Genomic DNA, 20,289 nt, shown 5'->3' with positions numbered 1-20,289 from the left:
GACCCGCACGCATGTCGGAGACCTTCGCCGCGCGGATCGCGCAGCTGCCGCCGGAGCGGCGCAAGCTCCTGCTGGAGCGGCTGGCAGGCGAGCGGCGGCCGCGCGCGCCGCGCACCGGGGAGCCGCCGGCCCTCTCCTTCGCGCAGGAACGGCTGTGGTTCCTGTGGTCCATGGCGCCGGACAGCTCCGCCTACAACGCCCCCGCCGCGGTACGGCTGCGCGGCCCGCTCGACGCCGAGGCGCTGGGCCGGGCGGTCGACGGGGTGGTGGCCAGGCACGAGATCCTGCGCACCCGCTACGTCGCGGAGGGCGGCGTGCCCGCCCAGGTCGTCGACCCCGCCGCCCCTGTCGGGCTGCCGGTCGTCCCGGTGACGGAGGGCGAGCTGCGCCGGCTGGCCGACCGCGAGTGCGCGGCCCCGTTCGACCTGGAGCACGGTCCGGTGCTGCGCGCCACGCTGTTCCGGCTGGCGCCGGACGACCACGTGCTACTCCTGGTCCTCCACCACATCGCCGCCGACGGCTGGTCGCTGCCCATCCTGTGGCGGGAGCTGGACGCGCTCTACCGCGGCCAGGACCTGCCCGCGCTGGAGATCCAGTACGCCGACCACGCCCACCGCCAGCGTGCCGAGTCCGGCGGCGACGGGCTGGACCACTGGTGCGGCCAGCTGGCCGGGGTGGAGGAACTGGCCCTGCCGCTGGACCGGCCGCGCCCCCCGGAACCCGCCCACCGGGGGCAGCTCGTGCCGGTCCGGGTGCCTGACGACAGCGCCGCGCGGCTGCGCGAGCTGGCCAGGCGGAACGGCTCGACCCCGTTCATGGTGCTGCTCGCCGCGGTCCAGGCACTGCTGTCGCGGGTGACCGGTCAGCACGACATCGCCGTGGGCACCCCGACGGCGGGACGGGATCGGCAGGACGTCGCGCCGCTGATCGGCTTCTTCGTCAACACGCTGGTCGTCAGGACCGGCACGGCCGGCGACCCCACCTTCCGCGAGCTGCTGGCCAGGACCAAGGAAAGCGTCCTGAACGCCTTCGCCCACCAGCACATCCCGTTCGAGCGCGTCGTCGAGCGGCTCAACCCGGTGCGCGAGGCCGGGCGCAACCCGCTGTTCGACGTCATGGTCACCGGCGACAGCGACGCGGCGGGCGCGCGGCCCGAGCTCGGCGGGCTGGCGGTGGAGCCGTACCCGTGCGACGGCGGCGGCGCCCTGTTCGACCTGACCTTCAGCCTGGACGACTCCTTCGCGGGCACGCTGGAGTACGACGCGGAGCTGTTCGACCCGGGCACCGCCGAACGCCTGGCCGGCCGGCTGGCCGAGCTGCTGCGGCAGGCCGCGGCCGACCCCGACCGCCCCGTCTCCGCGTACGACCTGATCAGCGAGGCCGAACGGCGGCGGCTGGCCGGATGGAACTCCACCGGGCTCGCCTTCGATCCGGAGACCGGGCTGGAGGCGCGCTTCGAGGCCTGCGCCGACGCCGCGCCCGGCGACCTGGCCCTGGTGTGCGGCGCGGAGCGGCTGACCTACGGCCAGGTGGAGGAGCGGGCCAACCGGCTCGCCCACCTGATCGCCGAGCTCGGCGCCGGGATCGACGACGTGGTGGCGGTCTGTGTGGGCCGCGGCCCAGACTCGGTGATCGCCCCACTGGCCGTGCTCAAGGCGGGCGCCGCCTTCTTCCCCGTCGACCCCGACCAGCCCGCGGACCGGCTGGCCGCCATGTTCGCCGGGGTCGCCCCCGCGGTCGTGCTGACCGGACCCGGCTTCGGCGCGGCCGTCCCGCCGGGGCCGTGGCGCGTCGCCGACGTCGCCGGGGCGGCCGGGCGGCCCGCGCACCGGCCCGGACGGCGGGTGCACCCCGACGCGCTGGCCTACGTCATCCACACCTCGGGTTCGACCGGCACGCCCAAGGGCGTCATGGGCACCAGGAGGGGCCTGGCCAACCTCCGGGCCGACTGGGCCGCCCGCGAGCTCGCGGTCCGCCGCTGGCTGACGGTCGCCAGCCCGTCCTTCGACGTCTTCCTCGGTGACGTGGTCAGGAGCCTGACCTTCGGAGGGAGCCTGGTGATCGCGCCGCGCGCCCTGGCGCTCGACCCGGCCGCGCTGGCCGGCGCGCTGGCCGCCGAGCGGATCGAGGCGTTCGACAGCATCCCCGCCGTCCTGCACGGCCTGGCGGGACACGTGGCGGCCGGTGGACCGGAGCTGCCCGAGCTGCGGCTGCTGGTCTCCGGCGGCGACGCCCTGCCGGTGGCCGACTGCGACGCCCTCATGGCGACGTTCGGCCCCCGGGTGCGGGTGCTGAACGCGTGGGGCGCCACCGAGACCACCATCGACAGCACCATCCACGAGGCGCGCCGGGGCGCCCGCACCGTCTCGGGGATCGTGCCCGTCGGCCTCGCCGCCGCCAACACCGCCGTCCACGTGCTCGACGAACACGGCCGCCAGGTGCCGATCGGCGTCGTGGGCGAGCTGCACGTCGGCGGCCCCGGCGTCGCGCGCGGCTACGCGAACCAGCCCGCCGCGACCGCCGCGAGCTTCGTGCCCGACCCGTTCGCCGCGGCGCCCGGCTCACGCCTGTACCGGACGGGGGACAGAGGGCGGCGGCTGCCCGACGGCAGCATCGAGTTCCTCGGCCGTGACGACGACCAGGTGAAGATCCGCGGGCACCGGGTGGAGCCCGGCGAGGTGCGCGCCGTCCTGCGCGCGCATCCCGCGGTGGCCGACTGCCACGTGCTGGCCTGGCCGGACGGGCGTGACCACCGCCTGGTCGGCTACGCCGTGCCGGACGGCGCAGCGGACGCCGCCGCGCTGCGCGACTTCTGCAACGAGCGGCTGCCGCGGCCGATGTGGCTGTCGTCCGTGGTCCTGGTGGACGAGCTGCCGCGCACGCTGAGCGGCAAGGTCGACCGCTCGCGCCTGCCGGACCCGGGCCCGGGGACGCAGGGCAGGCGGGCCGCCTACGAGGCGCCGCGCACCGAGCTGGAGGTGGCCGTGGCCGCGATCTGGCGGCGCGTGCTCGACCTCGACGGCACTCCCGGCGCCGAGATCGGCGCGCACGACGACTTCTTCGACCTCGGCGGCCACTCCATGCTCGCCACGCGGCTCCGGTTCGCGCTGCGGCAGGAGCTCGGCGCCGACCTCCCGGTCACCACCGTCTTCGAGGCGCCGACCGTGGCCGCCATGGCCGCCCGCGTCGCCGCCGCCCGCCCGGCGCCCGCCCCGATCGAGCCGGCACCGCGCGAGAGCGCGCTGCCGCTGTCGTTCGCGCAGGAACGGCTCTGGTTCCTGTGGAAGCTCGCGCCCGGCAGCACCGCCTACAACATGCCGGTCTCGGTACGGCTGCGCGGCCCGCTCGACCGGGCCGCCCTCGCCCGCGCGCTCAGCGGCGTCGTCGCCAGGCACGAGATCCTCCGCACCCGCTACGTCGAGACCGACGGCCGGCCCCGCCAGGTCATCGACCCGCCCGCCCCTGTCGAGCTGGGCGACGGGCTCGACGACGCCCTGGGGCGGCCCTTCGACCTGGAGCACGGACCCGTGCTGCGGGCCAGGCTGCACCGCGAGCCGGACGGCGCGCACGTGCTGCTGCTGGTCTTCCACCACATCGCCTGCGACGGCTGGTCGCTGCCCGTCCTGTGGGACGAGCTGGCCGCCCTCTACCAGGGCCGCGAGCTGCCGAGACTCGACGTCCAGTACGCCGACCACGCCGTCCACCAGCGGTCCGCGGCCGAGCCGGGAAGCCTGGAGCACTGGACGGCCCGGCTGGCCGGCCTGGAACCACTCGACCTGCCCGCCGACCGGCCGCGCTCGCACACGGTCGCGGGACACGGCGACCACGTCCCGCTCGACCTGCCGACCGACGGCATGCACCGGCTCGCCCGCGAGCACGGCGTCACCGTCTACATGGTGCTGCTCGCCGCCGTGCACGCGCTGCTGTCGCGGCTGACCGGCCGGCACGACGTCGCCGTGGGCACCCCGGTCACCGGCCGCGACCACCCCGCCACCGAGCCGCTGATCGGCTTCTTCGTCAACACCCTCGTGCTGCGCGGCGACACCACGGGCGACCCGGACTTCGCCGAGCTGCTGCGGCGCACCAGGCGGACCGTCCTGGAGGCGTTCGCCCACCAGGACACCCCGTTCGAGCGCATCGTCGAGCGGCTCAACCCGGTGCGCGTGCCCGGCCGCAACCCGCTGTTCGACGTGCTGGTCACCTACTCCAAGGAGGAGCGCCGCGACGTCTGGACGCTGCCCGGCCTGGACGTGGAGCGCCTGGACACCCGGGTGCCCACAGCCCAGTTCGACCTGACCTTCGCCGTGCACGAGACCGGCGGCAGGCTGCACGGCGCGCTGCACTACGCGTGCGAGCAGTTCGACCGGCCGACGGCCGAGGCGATGGCGGCCCGGCTGACGCGGCTGCTCGGCGCGGCCGTCGCCGGCCCGGCCGAGCCGGTCTCGCGGCTGCCGCTGCTGAGCGCCGAGGAGAGCGGCTGGGCGGAGGGCCCCCGCCGCGACGCGGACCCCGAACCGCTGCCGCACGTCTTCTCCGGCCATGTCGCGCGTACGCCGGACGCCCCGGCGCTCGTCGCCGGAACGGCCACGTGGACCTACGCCGAGCTCGACCGCGAGGCCAACCGGATCGCCCACCACCTGATCGCGGCGGGCGCCGGACCGGAGAGCGTCGTCGCGCTCGCCCTGCCGCGCTCGGCCGAGCTGATCGCCGCCATCCTGGGCGTGCTCAAGGCCGGCGCCGCCTACCTGCCGCTCGACGTGAGCCACCCCGCCGAGCGCGTCGCGTCGACGCTGCGCGACGCCCGGCCCGGGCTCCTGCTCACCTGCCGCGCGGCGGACGTGCCGTACGAGCGCAGACTGCTGGTGGAGGAACTGGGCGGCGGGCCCGACCACGATCCGGGCACGCCGCTGACGCCGGAGACGGCGGCCTACGTCGTCTACACCTCGGGTTCCACCGGCACCCCCAAGGGCGTCGTGCTGGAGCATCGCGGTCTGGCGAACCTGACGGCCAACCTGGGCGAGCGGCTGGACGCCGCGGGCGGGCCCGCGCACCGGGTGCTGCAGCTCGTCTCTCCCGGTTTCGACGTGATGGTCTCCGAACTGGCGACGGCGTTCACGCGCGGCGGCTGCCTGGTGGTCGCGCCGGCCACGTACACCGGCGAGGAGCTCGGCGCCTTCCTGCGGGAGCAGCGGGTCAGCCTGGCCCACGTGCCGCCCGCGATCCTGGCCACCGTGCCGCGCGAGCCGTTCCCCGACCTGCGCGTGCTCGTCGTCGGCGGCGAGGGCTGCCCGGCCGGGCTGATGGAGTGGTGGTCCACCGGCCGCACGATGATCAACGCGTACGGTCCCAGCGAGGTGACCGTCGACGCGACCGCCTGGCGCTGCGAGCCGGGCACGATGCTCATCGGCCACCCGCTGCCCCGCGTCCAGGCGCACCTGCTGGACGCAACCCTCCAGCCGGTGCCCCCCGGCAGCCGCGGCGAGCTGTACGTCGGCGGCCCCGGCGTCGGCCGCGGCTACCTCGGCAGGCCGGGGCTGACCGCGGCGCGTTTCGTCGCCTGGCACGGCGGCGCCCGCCTCTACCGGACCGGCGACCTGGCCCGGCGGCTGCCCGGCGGCGCGCTGGAGTTCCTCGGCCGCGCCGACGACCAGATCAAGCTGCGCGGCCACCGCATCGAACCGGCCGAGATCGAGCACGCGCTGGGCCGGGCGCCCGGCGTCACCTCGGCGGCGGTGATCTCCCGGGGCGACCAGCTGATCGCCTACGTCGTGCCCGCCCGCGCCAACCCGGCCGCCGTCATGGCGCACGCCCGCACCCAGCTGCCCACCCACCTGCTGCCCGCGGCGATCCTGCCGCTGGACGCGCTGCCGCTCACCCCCAACGGCAAGCTCGACAAGGCCGCCCTGCCCGAGCCGCCGGCCACCCGGCACCGGCCGCCCCGCACGCCGCGCGAGGAGACGCTGCTGCGGCTGTTCAACGACACGCTCAACGCCACCCACCTGGGCATCGACGACGACTTCTTCGCCAACGGCGGCCACTCCATCCTGGCCACCCGGCTGATCAGCCGCATCCGGGGCGCGCTGAGCGCGACGCTGACCATCCGCGACCTGTTCGACCATCCGACCGTGGCGGGGCTGGCGGAGGTGCTGCGCGAGGACGCCAGGCCCGCGCTGCGCCCGATGGCCCGGCCTGACCGGCTGCCGCTGTCCTTCACCCAGCGCCGCCTGTGGTTCCTGAACCGGCTGGAGGACGCGGGCGACCACGCCCAGAACACGCTCACCTGCCTGCGGCTGCGCGGGCCGCTGGCCACCACCGCGCTGGCCGCCGCGCTCACCGACGTGGTGGCCAGGCACGAGCCGTTGCGCACCGTCTTCCCCGAGGACGCCGGCGGCCCGTACCAGCGGATTCTCGCCCCCGCCGTCCTCGGTCTGGCCCCCGAGCCGGTCACCGAGGACGACCTGCCCGGCCTGCTGACCGACGTCGCCTCGCAGGGCTTCGACCTGACCCGCGAGACGCCGCTGCGCGCCAGGCTCTTCCAGCCGGCGGCGGACGAGTACGTGCTGCTCCTGGTCGTGCACCACATCGCCTGCGACGGCTGGTCGATGGCGCCGCTCGCGCGCGACCTGGCCGAGGCCTACCGCGCCAGGCTGGAGAACCGGGCTCCCGGCTGGCGGCCGCTGCCGGTGCGCTACGCCGACTTCGCGCTCTGGCAGGACCCGGGCGACGACCACCTGGACTTCTGGCGCACCACCCTGGAGGGCCTGCCCGACCAGCTGGAGCTGCCCACGGACCGGCCGCGCCCGGCCATCGCCAGCTACCGCGGCGACACCGTGCCCTTCACCATCCCCGCCGGGGTGCACGGGCGCATGGCCGAGGTGGCGCGCGAGCACGGCGTCAGCCTCTTCATGGTCACGCAGGCGGCGCTCGCCGCGCTGCTCACCCGGCTGGGCGCGGGGAGCGACATCCCGATCGGCACCGCGGTGGCCGGCCGTACGGACGAGAGTCTCGACGACCTGGTCGGCTGCTTCATCAACACGCTGGTGCTGCGCACCGACACCTCGGGCGACCCGAGCTTCGGCGAGCTGCTCGCCCGGGTGCGGCACGCGAACCTGGCCGCCTACGAGCACCAGGAGACCCCGTTCGAGCGGGTCGTCGAGGCGGTCAACCCGACCAGGACGCTCGCCCGCTTCCCGCTCTTCCAGGTGCTGCTGGTCTTCCAGAACAACGCCGCCGCCGACCTGTCCTTCCCCGGCGTGCGCTCGGCCCACGAGCCGGTACGGCACGGCACCGCGGACTACGACCTCACCCTCGACGTCATCGAGCGCTACGACGAGTGCGGCCGCCCCGAGGGGATGGACGCCTACCTGGAGTACGCCGTCGACCTGTTCGACCGCTCGACGGCCGAGTCCATGGCCGAGCGCCTGCTGCGCCTGCTGGAGGCCGCCGTCGAGGACCCGGGCACCCGCGTCGGGGCGCTGCCCGTGCTCACGTTCGACGAGGTGGAGCTGGAGTTCGCCCGCTCGCGCGGTCCCCGGATCGAGCCGCCGGAGCTGACCGTGCCGGAGAGCTTCGCACGGCAGGCCGCCAGGACCCCGGACGCCGTCGCGGTCGTGGCGGGTGACCGCCGGTGGAGCTTCGCCGAGCTCAACCGCCGGGCCAACGCCATCGCCCACCACCTCCGCGCCCGGGGCGCGGGACCGGAGCAGCTGATCGCGCTGGCCCTGCCCCGCGGCGCCGAGATGATCGCGGCCGTGCTGGGCGTGCTGAAGGCGGGCGCCGCCTACCTGCCGCTGGACCTGGAGCACCCGGCGGAGCGCATCGCCTACACGCTGGACGACGCGCGACCGCTGCTGGTGCTGGCCACGCGGGAGAGCGCGGTGCCGTACGAGCGGACCGCGCTGCTGGAGGAGGTGCCCGACGGCCCCGGCCACGACCCGGGCACGCCGCCGCGCCCCGGGCACGCCGCCTACGTCATCTACACCTCCGGTTCCACCGGGCGGCCCAAGGGCGTGGTGCTGGAACACGGCGGCCTGGCGCACCTGCTCGGCGCGCACCGGCACGGGCTGTTCACCGCGGCCCGCGGCGAGCGGCTGCGCATCGGCTTCGTGGTGCCGCTGACCTTCGACACCTCGTGGGACTCGATGCTGTGGCTGATGGACGGCCACGAGCTGCACGTCATCGACGACGTCACCCGCCGGACGCCGGAGGACCTGGTCGACTACATCGACGTGCACCGCGTCGGCTTCGTCGACCTCACCCCCGTCTTCATGGAGCAACTGGTCGCGGCCGGGCTGTTCGCGCCGGGCAGGCACCACCCGAAGGCGCTGATGGTCGGCGGCGAGGCGGTCTCGGCGGGGCTGTGGCGGTCGATGCGGGAAGCGCCCGTCACCGACAGCTACAACTACTACGGCCAGACCGAGTGCACCAACGACAGCACCGGATACCGGGTGCGCGACGGCGACATCCCGCTGATCGGCCACCCGCTGGCCAACACCGAGGTGCTGCTGCTCGACGACAACCTGCTGCCGGTGCCGCCCGGCGTGCGCGGCGAGCTGTACATCGGCGGTCCCGGCGTCGGCCGCGGCTACCTCGGCCGGCCGGGCCTGACCGCCCAGCGCTTCGTGGCCGCCCCCGGCGGGCGCCGCTGGTACCGCACGGGCGACCAGGCCAGGCGGCGGGCCGACGGCGCGCTGGAGTTCGTCGGCCGGGCCGACAACCAGGTCAAACTGCGCGGCCACCGCATCGAGCTGGCCGAGATCGAGAACACGCTCGGGCAGGCGCCCGGCGTCGCCCAGGCGGCGGTCATCGTCCGCGACGACCAGCTCGTGGCCTACGTGACCCCCGAGCACGCGGACCCGGCGCGGCTGCACAGCCACGCCCTGGCCCACCTGCCGACCCACATGCTGCCCGCCGCCTACCTGCCGCTGCCCGAGCTGCCGCTCAACGCCAACGGCAAGCTCGACCGCCGGGCGCTGCCGGAACCGCCGCGCACCGGGCACCGGCCGCCGCGCACCCCGCGCGAGCACACCCTGCTCGGCCTGTTCACCGAGGTCCTGGAGCGGCCGGAACTCGGGGTCGACGACAACTTCTTCGCCGCCGGCGGCCACTCCATCCTGGCCGCCCGGCTGATCAGCAGGGTGCGTTCGACGCTCGGCGCCTCGCTGAGCATCCGCGACCTGTTCGCCGCGCCCACGGTGGCCGAACTGACCGAGCGCCTGTCCGGCGGCGGCGCCGGCGACGACCCGTTCGACGTGCTCCTGCCGCTGCGGCCCTCGGGCACGCTGCCGCCGCTGTTCTGCGTGCATCCCGTCGGCGGCGTCAGCTGGTGCTACAGCAGCCTGCTGCCGCACATCGAACCGGACCGGCCGGTCTACGGCCTGCAGGCCACCGGACCCGACCAGCCCGGCTCGGTGGCCGAGATGGCCGAGCGCTACCTGGAGGTCATCCGCCGCGTGCGGCCGGAAGGGCCCTACCACCTGCTCGGCTGGTCGTTCGGCGGCCTGGTGGCGCACGCCATGGCCGAGCGGCTGCCGGGTGAGGTCGGGCTGCTGGCCCTGCTCGACGGCTATCCCGCCTTCTCGGGCGCGGAGCGGCCGGGCATCGAGGACGCCGCCGAGGCCCGCGCCCTGCTCATGGACTCCGTCGGCTACGCGGCCGACCTCGACGAGGAGCTCGTCGCGTCGATGACGGAGACCGTGCTGCGCAACTCCAAGCTGCTCGACACCCACCGGCCCGGCCGCTACGACGGCGACGCTCACCTGTTCGTCGCCACCCGGACCTGGCCGGCCGGGCTGTCGGCGGCCGGGATCTGGGCGCCGCACGTGGCGGGACGGCTGGCCGTACACGAGATCGACTGCGACCACGACGCCATGGCCAGGGCCGAGGCGATGGCCCTGATCGGGCCGATCGTGGCCGGACACTGCCGGGAGGCATGAAGCGATGTTCAAAGTCGTCGTCAACCACGAGGAGCAGTACTCCGTCTGGCCCGAGGGCCGCGACAATCCCGCCGGCTGGACCGACGAGGGGGTCCGCGGCAGCCGTGAGGAGTGCCTGGAGCACATCTCGGCCATCTGGACCGACATGCGGCCGCTCAGCCTGAGAGGACAGCACTGATGATCAACGACGTGGTGATCGTGGGCGGCGGGACCGCGGGCTGGATGACCGCCACCTACCTCAAGAGGGCCTTCGGCGACCGGGTCTCCGTCACCCTGGTCGAATCGCCCCGCATCCCCACCATCGGGGTGGGCGAGGCGACCTTCAGCACCGTCCGTCACTTCTTCGACTATCTCGGCCTCGACGAGCGGGAGTGGATGCCGCAGTGCTCCGCCTCCTACAAGCTGGCCATCCGCTTCCAGAACTGGCGCGGCGACGGCACCCACTTCTACCACCCGTTCGAGCGGCTGCGGGTGAGCAACGGGTTCACCCTCGCCGACTGGCACCTGCAACTGAACGGCGCGGCCGAGCCGTTCGACCGGCACTGCTACCTCACCCCGTGGCTGTGCGAGGCCCGGCGCTCGCCGAGGCTCCTCGACGGAAGCCTCTTCGCCTCCGGGCTGGACGGCTCGCTGGGCCGCTCCACCCTGGACGAGCAGCGGGCCCAGTTCCCGTACGCCTACCACTTCGACGCCGCCCAGCTCGCCGCCTACCTCACCGGCATCGGCGTACGGGGCGGCGTGCGCCACGTGCTCGACGACGTCACCGCGGTCGGCCGGGACGAGCGGGGCTGGATCAGCCACGTCTCCACCAAGGGGCACGGCGACGTGACCGGGCAGCTCTTCGTCGACTGCACCGGCTTCCGCGGCCTGCTGATCAACCAGACGCTCGGCGAGCGCTTCCGCTCCTTCACCGACGTGCTGCCCAACAACCGCGCCGTCGCGCTCCGCGTCCCGCGCGAGGAGCAGGAGCTGATCAACCCGTACACCACGGCGACGGCCATGGACGCGGGCTGGATCTGGACCATCCCGCTCTACGGCCGCAACGGCACCGGCTACGTCTACTCCGACGAGTACTGCTCCCCGGAGGAGGCCGAGCGCACGCTGCGCGCCTTCGCCGCACCCGGCCGCGACGACCTGGAGGCCAACCACATCCGGATGCGGATCGGCCGCAACGAGCGTTCCTGGGTCGGCAACTGCGTCGCGGTCGGCCTGTCCAGCGGGTTCGTCGAACCCCTGGAGTCGACCGGCATCTTCTTCATCCAGCACGCCATCGAGCAGCTGGTCAAGCACTTCCCCGACGAGCGGTGGGAGCCGCGCCTGATCGACGGCTACAACGACAGGGTCGCCAGGGTGATCGACGGGGTGCGGGAGTTCCTGGTGCTGCACTACCGCGCCGCCGCCCGCGCCGACACGCCGTTCTGGAAGGAGACGAAGGTCCGCCCGATCCCGGAGTGGCTGGCCGGGTTCCTGCCGGTCGCGGCCACCCGGCTCCCGGACGAGAGCATGATCTACCCCTACTACCACGGGTTCGAGCTCTACTCGTGGATCACGATGCTGCTCGGCCTGGGCCACTACAAGCCCGGCCCGCGCCCCGCGCTCGCCCATCTCGACCCCGCGGGGGCCAGAGCGGAGTTCGCCGCCCTGCGCGCCGGGGCCCAGCGGATGGCGGCGGCGCTGCCCGCCGCCCACGAGTACCTGACGAGCTTGCGTTGACCCCGCTCGCCGAGTCCTGCCGCGCGTTCATGAGCGCCTATCCGACGGGCGTGGCGGTGGTGACGGCGATGAGCTCGGACGGCGAACCCTGCGGGCTCACCTGCTCCTCGCTGATCAGCGTCACGCTCACCCCGCCGACGCTGCTGGTCAGCATGAACGTGCACAGCCGCACCCTGGCGGCGACCGTCGACGCCGGCGGATTCGGCGTCAACCTGCTGCCCGCCAGGTCGCGGCCGGCCGCCGAGCTGTTCTCGTCGCTCACCGCCGACCGGTTCTCCGCCATCCGGTGGGCTCCCGCGGGACCGCGGCGGCTGCCCCGGCTGGAGGAGGACCTGCACGGCTGGGCGGAGTGCGCGGTGGAGCAGGTCCTGACCGTCGGCGACCACGCGGTCGTGCTCGGCCGGGTGGTCGACATCGCCAGTGACCCCGAATCCCCGCTCATGTACGGCTTCCGGGAATACGCCACGTGGCACCGGGACGCGGAAAGGACCCTTCGTGCTTGACATCGCCCTGGTCAACATGCCGTTCGCCGACCGCAGGCGGCCGTCGTTCGCGCTGAGCCAGCTCTCCTCGCTGGTGCAGCGCGACTTCGGCGACGAGGCCAGAGTACGGGTCTGCTACCTCAACCACGACGTGGTGCGCTTCTTCGGCGCCGAGCTGTACGACGCCGTCGCCGAGGGCATGGAGCACCACGTCGCCGGCATCGGCGACTGGCTCTTCCGCCAGGTCGCCTTTCCGGACGCGCCCGACAACGGCGAGGAGTACTTCAGTCGCTACTTCGCCGGCCCCGCGCACGCGGCTCTGCGGGCCCGGCTGATGCGGCACCGCGAGCGGCTGGGCGAGTTCTGCGCCCACCTGGCGGAGAAGTACCGGCTGGCCGAGGCCGACGTGGTCGGGTTCAGCTCGATGTTCATGCAGACCGTGCCCAGCCTGGCCATGGCGGCCGTCGTCAAGGAGCGCTCTCCCGGCACCGTCACGGTCATGGGCGGCGCCAACTGCGAGGCGCCGATGGGCGCGGCCCTCGTGGAGCACGCCGGCCAGCTCGACTACGCCTTCTCGGGCCCCGCCCTGCGGAGCTTTCCCCGCTTCCTGCGCGCGGTGATCGACGGCGACGAGGAGACCCCGCACCGCATCCCCGGCGTCGTGTCGCGGCGCAACTGCCAGGAGGATCGCTACCGGCGGGCCATCGGCGCCGACACCGACATCGACGACTGCCTGGAGCCCGACTACGCCTCGTTCGTCTCGTCCTTCGACGAGCTGACCGCGGCCGTCGAGGACAAGGTCGAGCCGATCCTGTTCTTCGAGACCTCGCGCGGCTGCTGGTGGGGTGAGCGCTCGCACTGCACGTTCTGCGGGCTCAACGGGCAGGGCATGGCCTATCGCGCGATGACGCCGGACCGGGCCGTCGCCCAGTTCGAGCGGCTCTTCGAGTACGCGCCCTGGTGCACCGTCTACTCCTGCACGGACAACATCATGCCGCTGGAGTACCTCACCGAGGTCCTGCCCCGGCTGCGGCCGCCCTCCGGCGCGTCGATCTTCTACGAGGTCAAGGTCGGCCTCGACCAGCAGGACATGAGCGAGATGGCCAGGGCCGGCGTCGACCGGATCCAGCCCGGCATCGAGGCGCTGTCGACGGGCACGCTGAAACTGATGAAGAAGGGCTCCTCGGCGTTCCAGAACATCCAGTTGCTGAAGAACTGCGTGCGGTACGGCATCGCCCCGGCGTGGAACCTGCTCATCGGCTTCCCCGGCGAGCCGGAGTCGACCTTCGCCAAGTATCTCGACGACCTGCCGTCGCTGGCCCACCTGCCGCCGCCGGAAGGCGTCTTCCCGGTACGGTTCGACCGCTACAGCCCCTACTTCAACCAGGCCGGCGACTTCGGCCTCGACCTGCACCCGGTGGACCACTACCGGCTCACCTACCCCTTCCCCGAGGAGTCGCTGAGCCGGCTGGCCTACTACTTCAACGACCGGGCCGTCGCACCGTACATGATCGGTGTGGCCAGGTGGATCCGGCCGCTCACCGCGGCCGTGGCCGACTGGTCACGCGGCTGGGAGGACGGCGACCCGCCCGTCCTGCGGCTGGAGGAGGAAGCCGGGTCGTGGTTCGTGCGCGACTCCCGCCCGGGGACGGCGTCCTGCTACGAGCTGGACGAGGCGGTGGCGCGCACGCTGCTCGTCCTCGAACGCCCCACCCGCGTGGACCGCCTGACCCCCGAGCAGGCCGGGCACCTCGGCGAGCTGCGCGAGCGCGGCCTGATCTTCACCGAGGGGGAGCGGGCGATGAGCCTCGTGCTGGCCGAGACCGGGACCGATCCGATGCCCCGGCCGAGGCGCTCACTGGTCAGCTCCCGCCGCCGGCCGCTCGTGCTGACGACCGGCTAGACGGCATCTTTGTGCCAGTCACGCGGCCGGGCCCGCCGGGCCTGCGGGCCCGGTGATGTGATCGAAGTCCCGACACCGGAGAGCGTGATGCACGACTTCGACCACTGGGCGGAGCTCTACCTCGCCTGGACCGCGATGGGCGGCGCCGATCCACGGGAGATCGCCTACTACCAGCGGCTGACCGGCAGTGCGGACGGGTCCGTCGCCGATCTCGGCATCGGCGCGGGCCGGTTGGCCGCCGAGCTCAAACCCCGGGTCGGGGTGGACGTCTCGGCGGCGATGCTGCGCGCGGCCCGCGAGCGGCTGGGCGACGGCGTCCGGCTGATCCAGGCCGACCTGGCGGCCTGCGAGCTGCCCGAGCCGGTGGCGCTGCAGTACTGCGGCCAGAACACCCTCAACCATCTGCCGCGCGGGGCCGTCCGCGACGCGCTGGCCTGCGCGTTCCGCAACGCCCTGCCGGGCGGGCGGCTCGCCTTCGAGGTCGTCCAGCCGCGCCCCGAGCGGCAGAAGGCCCGGGACGGCGTGCCCAGGCTGCGGGTCTGGGACGAGCGGCGGGCCGTGTGGGAGGTCACCCGCATGCTGGACAAGCAGGGGCTGGAGGTGGAGATGATCGGGCTGCTCGAAGCGCTCGATGAGCGCCGGGTGGTGGACCGGCGCTACTTCCCGCCGATCCGGATGTGCTTCCTGACCATGGCCGAGATCGAGCGGTGGGCGGGCGAGACGGGCTGGGAGGTGGAGAGCGCGCACGCCGGGTTCACCGGCGAGCCGCTCGCGCCCGGTTCCTCGACGGCCGTGTGGTGCCTGCGCAGGCCGGCATGAACGCGCCCGTCGTCAGCGCGGAGCAGGTGGTCGCGACCCTTGAGCTGATCACCGGCCAGGAGCTGGAGACGCCCGGCGAGGTGCTCTACGCCGCCAGGCGCGAGCAGCCCTCTCTGGTGGCGACGCTGCTCAGCGCCTGGGAGAGCGAGGGGCGGCGGCTCAGCCCGGCCCTGGCGCACGAGCTGGAGCAGCAGCGCGGCCGGATGGCCTTCTACCGCGACCAGTGGGCGCGCCTGCCCGACCGGCCCGTCTCGCTCAAGGGGCTGGAGTTCGCCGACCGCTATCCGGGTGGCCTGCTCAGGTACATGAACGACCTCGACCTCTGGATACCCGACCGCGACCGGCTGTGGGCGCTGACCGGGTGGCTGCTCGCCGAGGGCTGGTCGATGCACACCGCCTCGTTCGTCAGGCTCGGCGGCGCGACCCAGGTGATCGTCAGCCTGCGACGCCTGCCGGATGATCCGTACGCCCTGCCGTACGGGATCGAGCTGAGCACGCTCGCCTACATCGGCGACGGGATCGCGGCGCCGCATCGCACGGAGGCGCCGGCGGACCCGGTGGTCAAGAACCTCCTGGCACTGCTGTACGAGCGCTTCGAGCAGCCGTACCGGGTCAGGGACCTGATCGACGCCGCGCTGCTGCTCGGCGGCGCGGACGAGGCCACGCTCGCCCGGTGCGCGCCGGCGGTCGGCGCGGCGGAGCTCTGGCCCGAGTACGCCGAGCTGGCGCGGCTGCTGCGGCAGAGCCCGTTCGCGGTGCCGGACCTGCCGGGCGAGCGCCGGGCACAGGTCCGGCAGAGCCGGTCGCGGCGGCGGGCCAGGGTGCTGAGGGCGCTGCGCCGCCCGCTCCGCCTGGCGGCCACGACGCTGCAGCTGCGCAGGCCGGGAACGGCGATCCTGGAACGGCTGAGCCCGCGGGCCGCGCTGGAGGCGGGGCTGATCCTCTTCGCGCTGCCGGTCGAGGGCGGCGAGCGTGCGGACGTGCTGACGCTGCGTGAGTACGGCGGCGCGATGTGGGCGCACACGCCGGTGGGACGGTTCATCCTGGTCCACGGGACTGAGGTGGACGAGGACCTGCTGGCCGGGGCAGAGCCGGTGGGCGCGCTGTGAGCCGCCCGGTCCACGTCGCCGAGCGCGGCGCGGCGCCCGCCTGGCTGGCGCATCGGCCCGGCGCCGCGGTGACCACGGTCAGCGTGTGGCTGCGCGCCGGTTCCCGGCACGAGCGGCCCGGCGTCGAGGGCGGCACCCACCTGCTTGAGCACATCCTGATGCAGGTCCCGTCGGCCGGCGGGGAGCGGGTGATCGACCTGCTGGAGGATCTCGGCGGCGAGGCGAACGCGATCACCAGCCGTGAGCATCTGGTCCTGTACGCGCGGGTGCCGAGCGAGGAGGCGGCCGCGGCGCTGGACATCCTGGCCCGCGCCCTGGCCGAGCCCGAGCTGAGCGCGCCGGTGCTGGAGGCCGAGCGCAAGGTCGTCCAAGAAGAGCTGCGGCTGGCCGCGGCGGACCCCCTGGACGTGGTCCACGACATCTTCTTCGGACTGGCCTATCCGGGCCACCCGCTGGGCAGGCCGGTCGGCGGGACGATCGAGGAGGTCGACCGGCTGGAGCTGGACGCGCTGCGCGACCATCACCGGCGCTTCCTCGGCTCGGCCGGCGTGGTGGTGTGCGGCGGCGCCGACCCCGACGACCTGCTGCGTGTCCTGGACAAGGGACCGCTGGCCGCGCTGCCGCCGTGGCAGGAGAGCGATCCCGGCGAGCCGCCCGCCTGGGGCGGCGGGCGCGAAGCGCTGCGGCTGAACGCCGACACCACCGGGGTGGTGCTGGGCGGCCCGGCGGCCGCGTACCGGGATCCGCTGCGCCACCGCTGGCCCGTGCTGATGGAGCTGCTGGCCGGGGCCAGCTCGGCGCTGCTCACCGAGGAGCTGCGCAACCGGCGGGGGCTCTGCTACGAACTGTGGCCGATGGTGGCCCCCTACCGCGACGCGGGGACCTGGCGGGTCTTCCTCGCCACCGCGCCCGAACATCTGGACGAGGTCGTCGACCGCGCGACGGAACTGCTCGCCGAGCCGCGCTGGACGGAGGCGGAGGTGGCGCGGGCCGCCAGGCGCGCGGCCGGGCTGCTGCGGCTGGAGGCGGAGCAGTCGCTGGAGGAGGTCCTGCTGTACGGCAAGCACGCCCTGGTGGCGGGCACCTCCCACTGGACCCTCGCCGACGAGCTCGCGGCGATCGAGGCGGTGCGCGGGCCCGGCCTGGCCGAGATCCCTGGCCCGCTCGCCGTGGCGACCGCGGGCGGCGCGTGATGGCGTCTTGCTGCCAACAAACGCGGCGGCCCGCGAGAAGGCTGCGGGAAACAGCGACCATGGGGCCCAGGAAATCGCCGTGTGGAAAGGAGAGAAATGGACCGGCAGCGTCGAGTCAGTCTTCGCCCCAAGCTGACCAGGAAATGAGGCAGGAAAACATGGACCGGCGCCATTTCGTCGTCCGTCGTCCCAAGCTCCGGAGAAAGTGAGACGATCCCGTGGATCGGCACATCTACATTGTCATCAAACGCCCCCGCGTCCGGAAATCCCGTAAGAGCTAGAAACTAAGGAAGTGACGGATGGCCGAGATCGTGTGGGACAGGACGATCCTGTTCCTGTTTCCGCCCGACGCGTTGATGCGGCATCTCGTCACTCCGGTCCTGGAACGGCTGGAGGAGCACGGGTTCGAGCCGACTCGCTACGAGGTGCTGTGGCACCGGCCGCCCGGGCAGGACGCCTTCCAGGAAACCAAGATCACTTCCGTCTGGAAGGCCTACTTCTACCGGCAGGTCGACGTGGTGTTCGATCTCGGGCCGAGCCTCGCCCTGCTGGTAGAGGACAGGTCGTCCGCGCCGGAGCCGCACCGGCGGCTGCGTGCCCTGAAGGGCGCCAGCGACCCGGCGGCGGCCGAGCCCGGCACGATCAGGCGTGACCTGCGCGGCGTCAACGTGCTGCTGGACCTGGTGCACAGCTCCGACAGCCCGGAGGATTCCCGGCACGAGGCCGGGATCTTCATGGGCGACGGCCACGGCACGGCGCTCCACGGCGACCAGGGGCCGCTCCGCGACCTGGTGGCGCTCCTGGAGGCCGGTGTGCCCCGCGAGAGCAGGGAGTTCGACGACGTGCGCGCCGGGTTGCGCTCGCGGGTCGTGGCCGCGCTCTGGCACGAGCTCGACGACGGGGCGCGCAAGCTGGCCCCCGAACTGGCCGTGTCGGACCGGGACGGGGCGGGCGCCGAGCTCGCCGCGCTGCTCCCCGCCGGCCATCCGCTGGCCGAGCTCCTGGCCTGCGAGTTCCTGCCGGAAGGCGAGCGTCTCGACCTGCGGCGGGCGGCGGCCAAGCTGGCGGTCCACGGGGTGTCGATGGACCGATGGGAGCACGCGGTGCTGCAGACGTCGATGCTGTTCCCGCCCCTGCGCCGCTGGCAGTGAGCCCGTCACGGCGAGAGCGTGGTCGTCCTGGCGCTCCACTCGATCAGCGGCTTGAGCTCCGGGTCCAGCGCCAGCACCCAGATCGGCAGCTCGACGGCCCGGCATCCCCGTGACAGCTTCGCCCGCCAGGCGCCGTGCCCGTAGTGCAGGCGGCTGATCCCGGCCTCGGCGGCGTGGCGGGCCGGCTCGTAGAAGGCGGTCGCGAAGTACGTGTGCCGCGCCTCGTGGACGTCGTACGCCATGGCCGTGCTCACGCAGTACCAGGTGCCCCGGTGGGGGACGAAGAGCCCGTATCCCACGAGCCGTTCGCCGAGTTCGGCGCCGAACAGCAGCGCGCCGCCCGAGCAGAGCGCCTGCAGACGGCGAGCCACGGCCGCCGGATCGGGGCTGCCGCCATATTTCCGGGAATGTCCGCATTTCAGATCGACCATTCCCGGCACAGGCCGCCCGATCTCGGTCATGCGGAGCCGCACCCCCGCCTCCGCCAGCCGCCGCGTCTCCCGCCGCGCCTCCTTAGCTCGGCGCGCCGGCAAGGGCGTGCCCGGAGTGAGCTCGCACGAGTACGACATCGGGATCCCGGTGAAGCCCTGCCCGCCGAGCGCCCGCTCCAGCGCCGGCCCCCGCGTGTACAGGAACGCCACCGCCCGCAGCCCGCGTGCCCGCGCCCAGGCGACGATCTCGGACACCAGGGTCTCCACCGCCGCGGCGTCGTCCCCGGCCGGGCCGAGCGCGTGACACTCGTACCCGGGCAGCATGACCACCAGGTGCGGCGTGCACCCGGGCCAGGCCGTCCGCCGGGCCCGCGCCGCCCTGGTGGCCGCGCTCAGCGGCAGCTTCGGGGTGTCCGCCGTCAGCAGGTGCCCGAGGTCGAACACCTCGCCCGGACACGGCCGCTCGACGACGGTCCCGTGCAGGATCGCCCCGCCCAGCTCGAAGGTGTACGGCGAGCCGGGCACCCGCCCGCCCATGGCGGCCAGCCAGCGGCCGGTGCTGAACAGCGGTCCCTCGGCCGGGAGCAGCCCGGCGGTCACCCGCATCAGACCTTCACCAGGCACGCGTCGAGCCCGAGCCGGCTCAGCCCGTGCCTGAGCTTGAACCGCGGGTTGCCCCGGCCGCCCTCCAGGACCTCGCATCCCTCGCGCACGGCCTGCTCCGCGGTCGCGGCGTGCAGGAGCGCATACGGGCTGAACCCGCCCGTCACGTCGTAGTCCACCCCGCACGCCCAGGCGTGGAAGCGGCGGCCGTCGCGCAGCGCGATCCCGGCCGCGACGAGCCGCTCCTCCTGGCGGATCTCGATGGCGAGAGCCAGGTCGCCCAGCCCGGTGACGAAGCCGGCGAACAGCTCGGGCGGGTAGAAGCCGCCGGTGCCGTGTCTGGCCGCGGTCCTGGCGCACAGCCGCCCGATCTCCATGAGGTCCGCCTCGCCCGCGATCCCGACCCGCTGCCACACGCCGGACTCCTCTGCTCTGCGCCGGCCCCGGCGCAGGTTGGCGCGCGCCTTCCGGGTGGCGTGGACGAAGGGGTGCGGCAGTCCGCGCAGGTCGAGACGGAAACGGTCCTCGATGTGCTCGGCGGAAAAGCCCAGCTCCACGAGACCGGCGCGGAGCGGTGAGTCGTGCGCGACGTTGACGAAGCCGTACCAGTCGGCCTCCAGCTCCAGGGCCAGGGCGCGCATCGCGTCGGCCACGGCCTCCAGCGCCGGCGCGCCGGGCAGCCAGGCGTCGTAGCAGTGCCAGACGTGGCTCAGCAGCCCGCGCTCCGCGCCGGTCACCGGGTAGCGGGCACGCAGCTGGCCGAGGGGGTCCAGCCCGTCCATCAGCGAGACGGGAAGCACCGCGACCGGACGCCCGCCCTCGCGCACCACCAAATAGCGGAATAACTGCACGGCCGCCAGCGGATGACGGGCGTAGGACCGCAAATAGCGATGCCGATAGAAAACCGGCGCCCCGCAGGACGAGACAATCGCATCCCATTCCGCGCCGTC

General features: G+C 73.9%; 11 protein-coding genes. 9 read left to right on the top strand and 2 right to left on the bottom strand.

Annotated features, from left to right (window positions below):
* Positions 1-11 precede the first annotated feature (11 nt).
* From AB0K05_RS16960 to AB0K05_RS16920, 9 genes are all read left to right on the top strand, one after another.
* Positions 12-9,935: an amino acid adenylation domain-containing protein gene (locus AB0K05_RS16960; protein WP_364229948.1), complete on the top strand. Its 9,924-nt coding sequence runs from the start codon at positions 12-14 to the stop codon at positions 9,933-9,935.
* 4 nt (positions 9,936-9,939) lie between these two features.
* Positions 9,940-10,113, top strand: a complete 174-nt coding sequence (locus AB0K05_RS16955; RefSeq protein ID WP_148030373.1) for an MbtH family protein — start codon at positions 9,940-9,942, stop codon at positions 10,111-10,113.
* A complete protein-coding gene (locus AB0K05_RS16950; protein ID WP_364229946.1) occupies positions 10,113-11,648 on the top strand; it encodes a tryptophan halogenase family protein in 1,536 nt (511 codons plus the stop codon). The genes AB0K05_RS16955 and AB0K05_RS16950 overlap by 1 nt, the downstream gene beginning before the upstream one ends.
* Positions 11,645-12,151, top strand: coding sequence for a flavin reductase family protein (locus AB0K05_RS16945; RefSeq protein ID WP_148030375.1), 507 nt, complete (start codon positions 11,645-11,647; stop codon positions 12,149-12,151). The genes AB0K05_RS16950 and AB0K05_RS16945 overlap by 4 nt, the downstream gene beginning before the upstream one ends.
* The gene (locus tag AB0K05_RS16940) at positions 12,144-14,033 is read left to right on the top strand and encodes a RiPP maturation radical SAM C-methyltransferase (protein WP_364229944.1); all 1,890 of its coding nucleotides are present in this window, start codon (positions 12,144-12,146) and stop codon (positions 14,031-14,033) included. The genes AB0K05_RS16945 and AB0K05_RS16940 overlap by 8 nt, the downstream gene beginning before the upstream one ends.
* A gap of 87 nt (positions 14,034-14,120) precedes the next feature.
* The gene (locus AB0K05_RS16935) at positions 14,121-14,852 is read left to right on the top strand and encodes a class I SAM-dependent methyltransferase (RefSeq protein WP_148030377.1); all 732 of its coding nucleotides are present in this window, start codon (positions 14,121-14,123) and stop codon (positions 14,850-14,852) included.
* Positions 14,849-15,961, top strand: a complete 1,113-nt coding sequence (locus AB0K05_RS16930; RefSeq protein WP_364229942.1) for a hypothetical protein — start codon at positions 14,849-14,851, stop codon at positions 15,959-15,961. The genes AB0K05_RS16935 and AB0K05_RS16930 overlap by 4 nt, the downstream gene beginning before the upstream one ends.
* On the top strand, positions 15,958-17,154 hold the full coding sequence (locus AB0K05_RS16925; protein WP_364229940.1) for a pitrilysin family protein: 1,197 nt from the start codon (positions 15,958-15,960) through the stop codon (positions 17,152-17,154). Before AB0K05_RS16930 ends, AB0K05_RS16925 begins: the two co-directional genes overlap by 4 nt.
* A 299-nt stretch (positions 17,155-17,453) precedes the next feature.
* The gene (locus tag AB0K05_RS16920; RefSeq protein WP_364229938.1) at positions 17,454-18,305 is read left to right on the top strand and encodes a nucleoside-diphosphate kinase; all 852 of its coding nucleotides are present in this window, start codon (positions 17,454-17,456) and stop codon (positions 18,303-18,305) included.
* Between the two features lie 5 nt (positions 18,306-18,310).
* Here the strand turns inward: AB0K05_RS16920 and AB0K05_RS16915 are convergent, their stop codons facing one another.
* On the bottom strand, positions 18,311-19,342 hold the full coding sequence (locus AB0K05_RS16915; RefSeq protein WP_364229936.1) for a GNAT family N-acetyltransferase: 1,032 nt from the start codon (positions 19,340-19,342) through the stop codon (positions 18,311-18,313).
* Positions 19,342-20,223: a GNAT family N-acetyltransferase gene (locus tag AB0K05_RS16910; RefSeq protein WP_364229934.1), complete on the bottom strand. Its 882-nt coding sequence runs from the start codon at positions 20,221-20,223 to the stop codon at positions 19,342-19,344. The genes AB0K05_RS16915 and AB0K05_RS16910 overlap by 1 nt, the downstream gene beginning before the upstream one ends.
* Positions 20,224-20,289 lie beyond the last annotated feature (66 nt).

Source organism: Nonomuraea sp. NPDC049486 (assembly GCF_040676925.1).
Taxonomy (GTDB): domain Bacteria; phylum Actinomycetota; class Actinomycetes; order Streptosporangiales; family Streptosporangiaceae; genus Nonomuraea; species Nonomuraea ferruginea.
The sequence above is the reverse complement of the archived record's forward strand: the minus strand, read 5'-3'. Positions and strand labels throughout refer to the sequence as shown.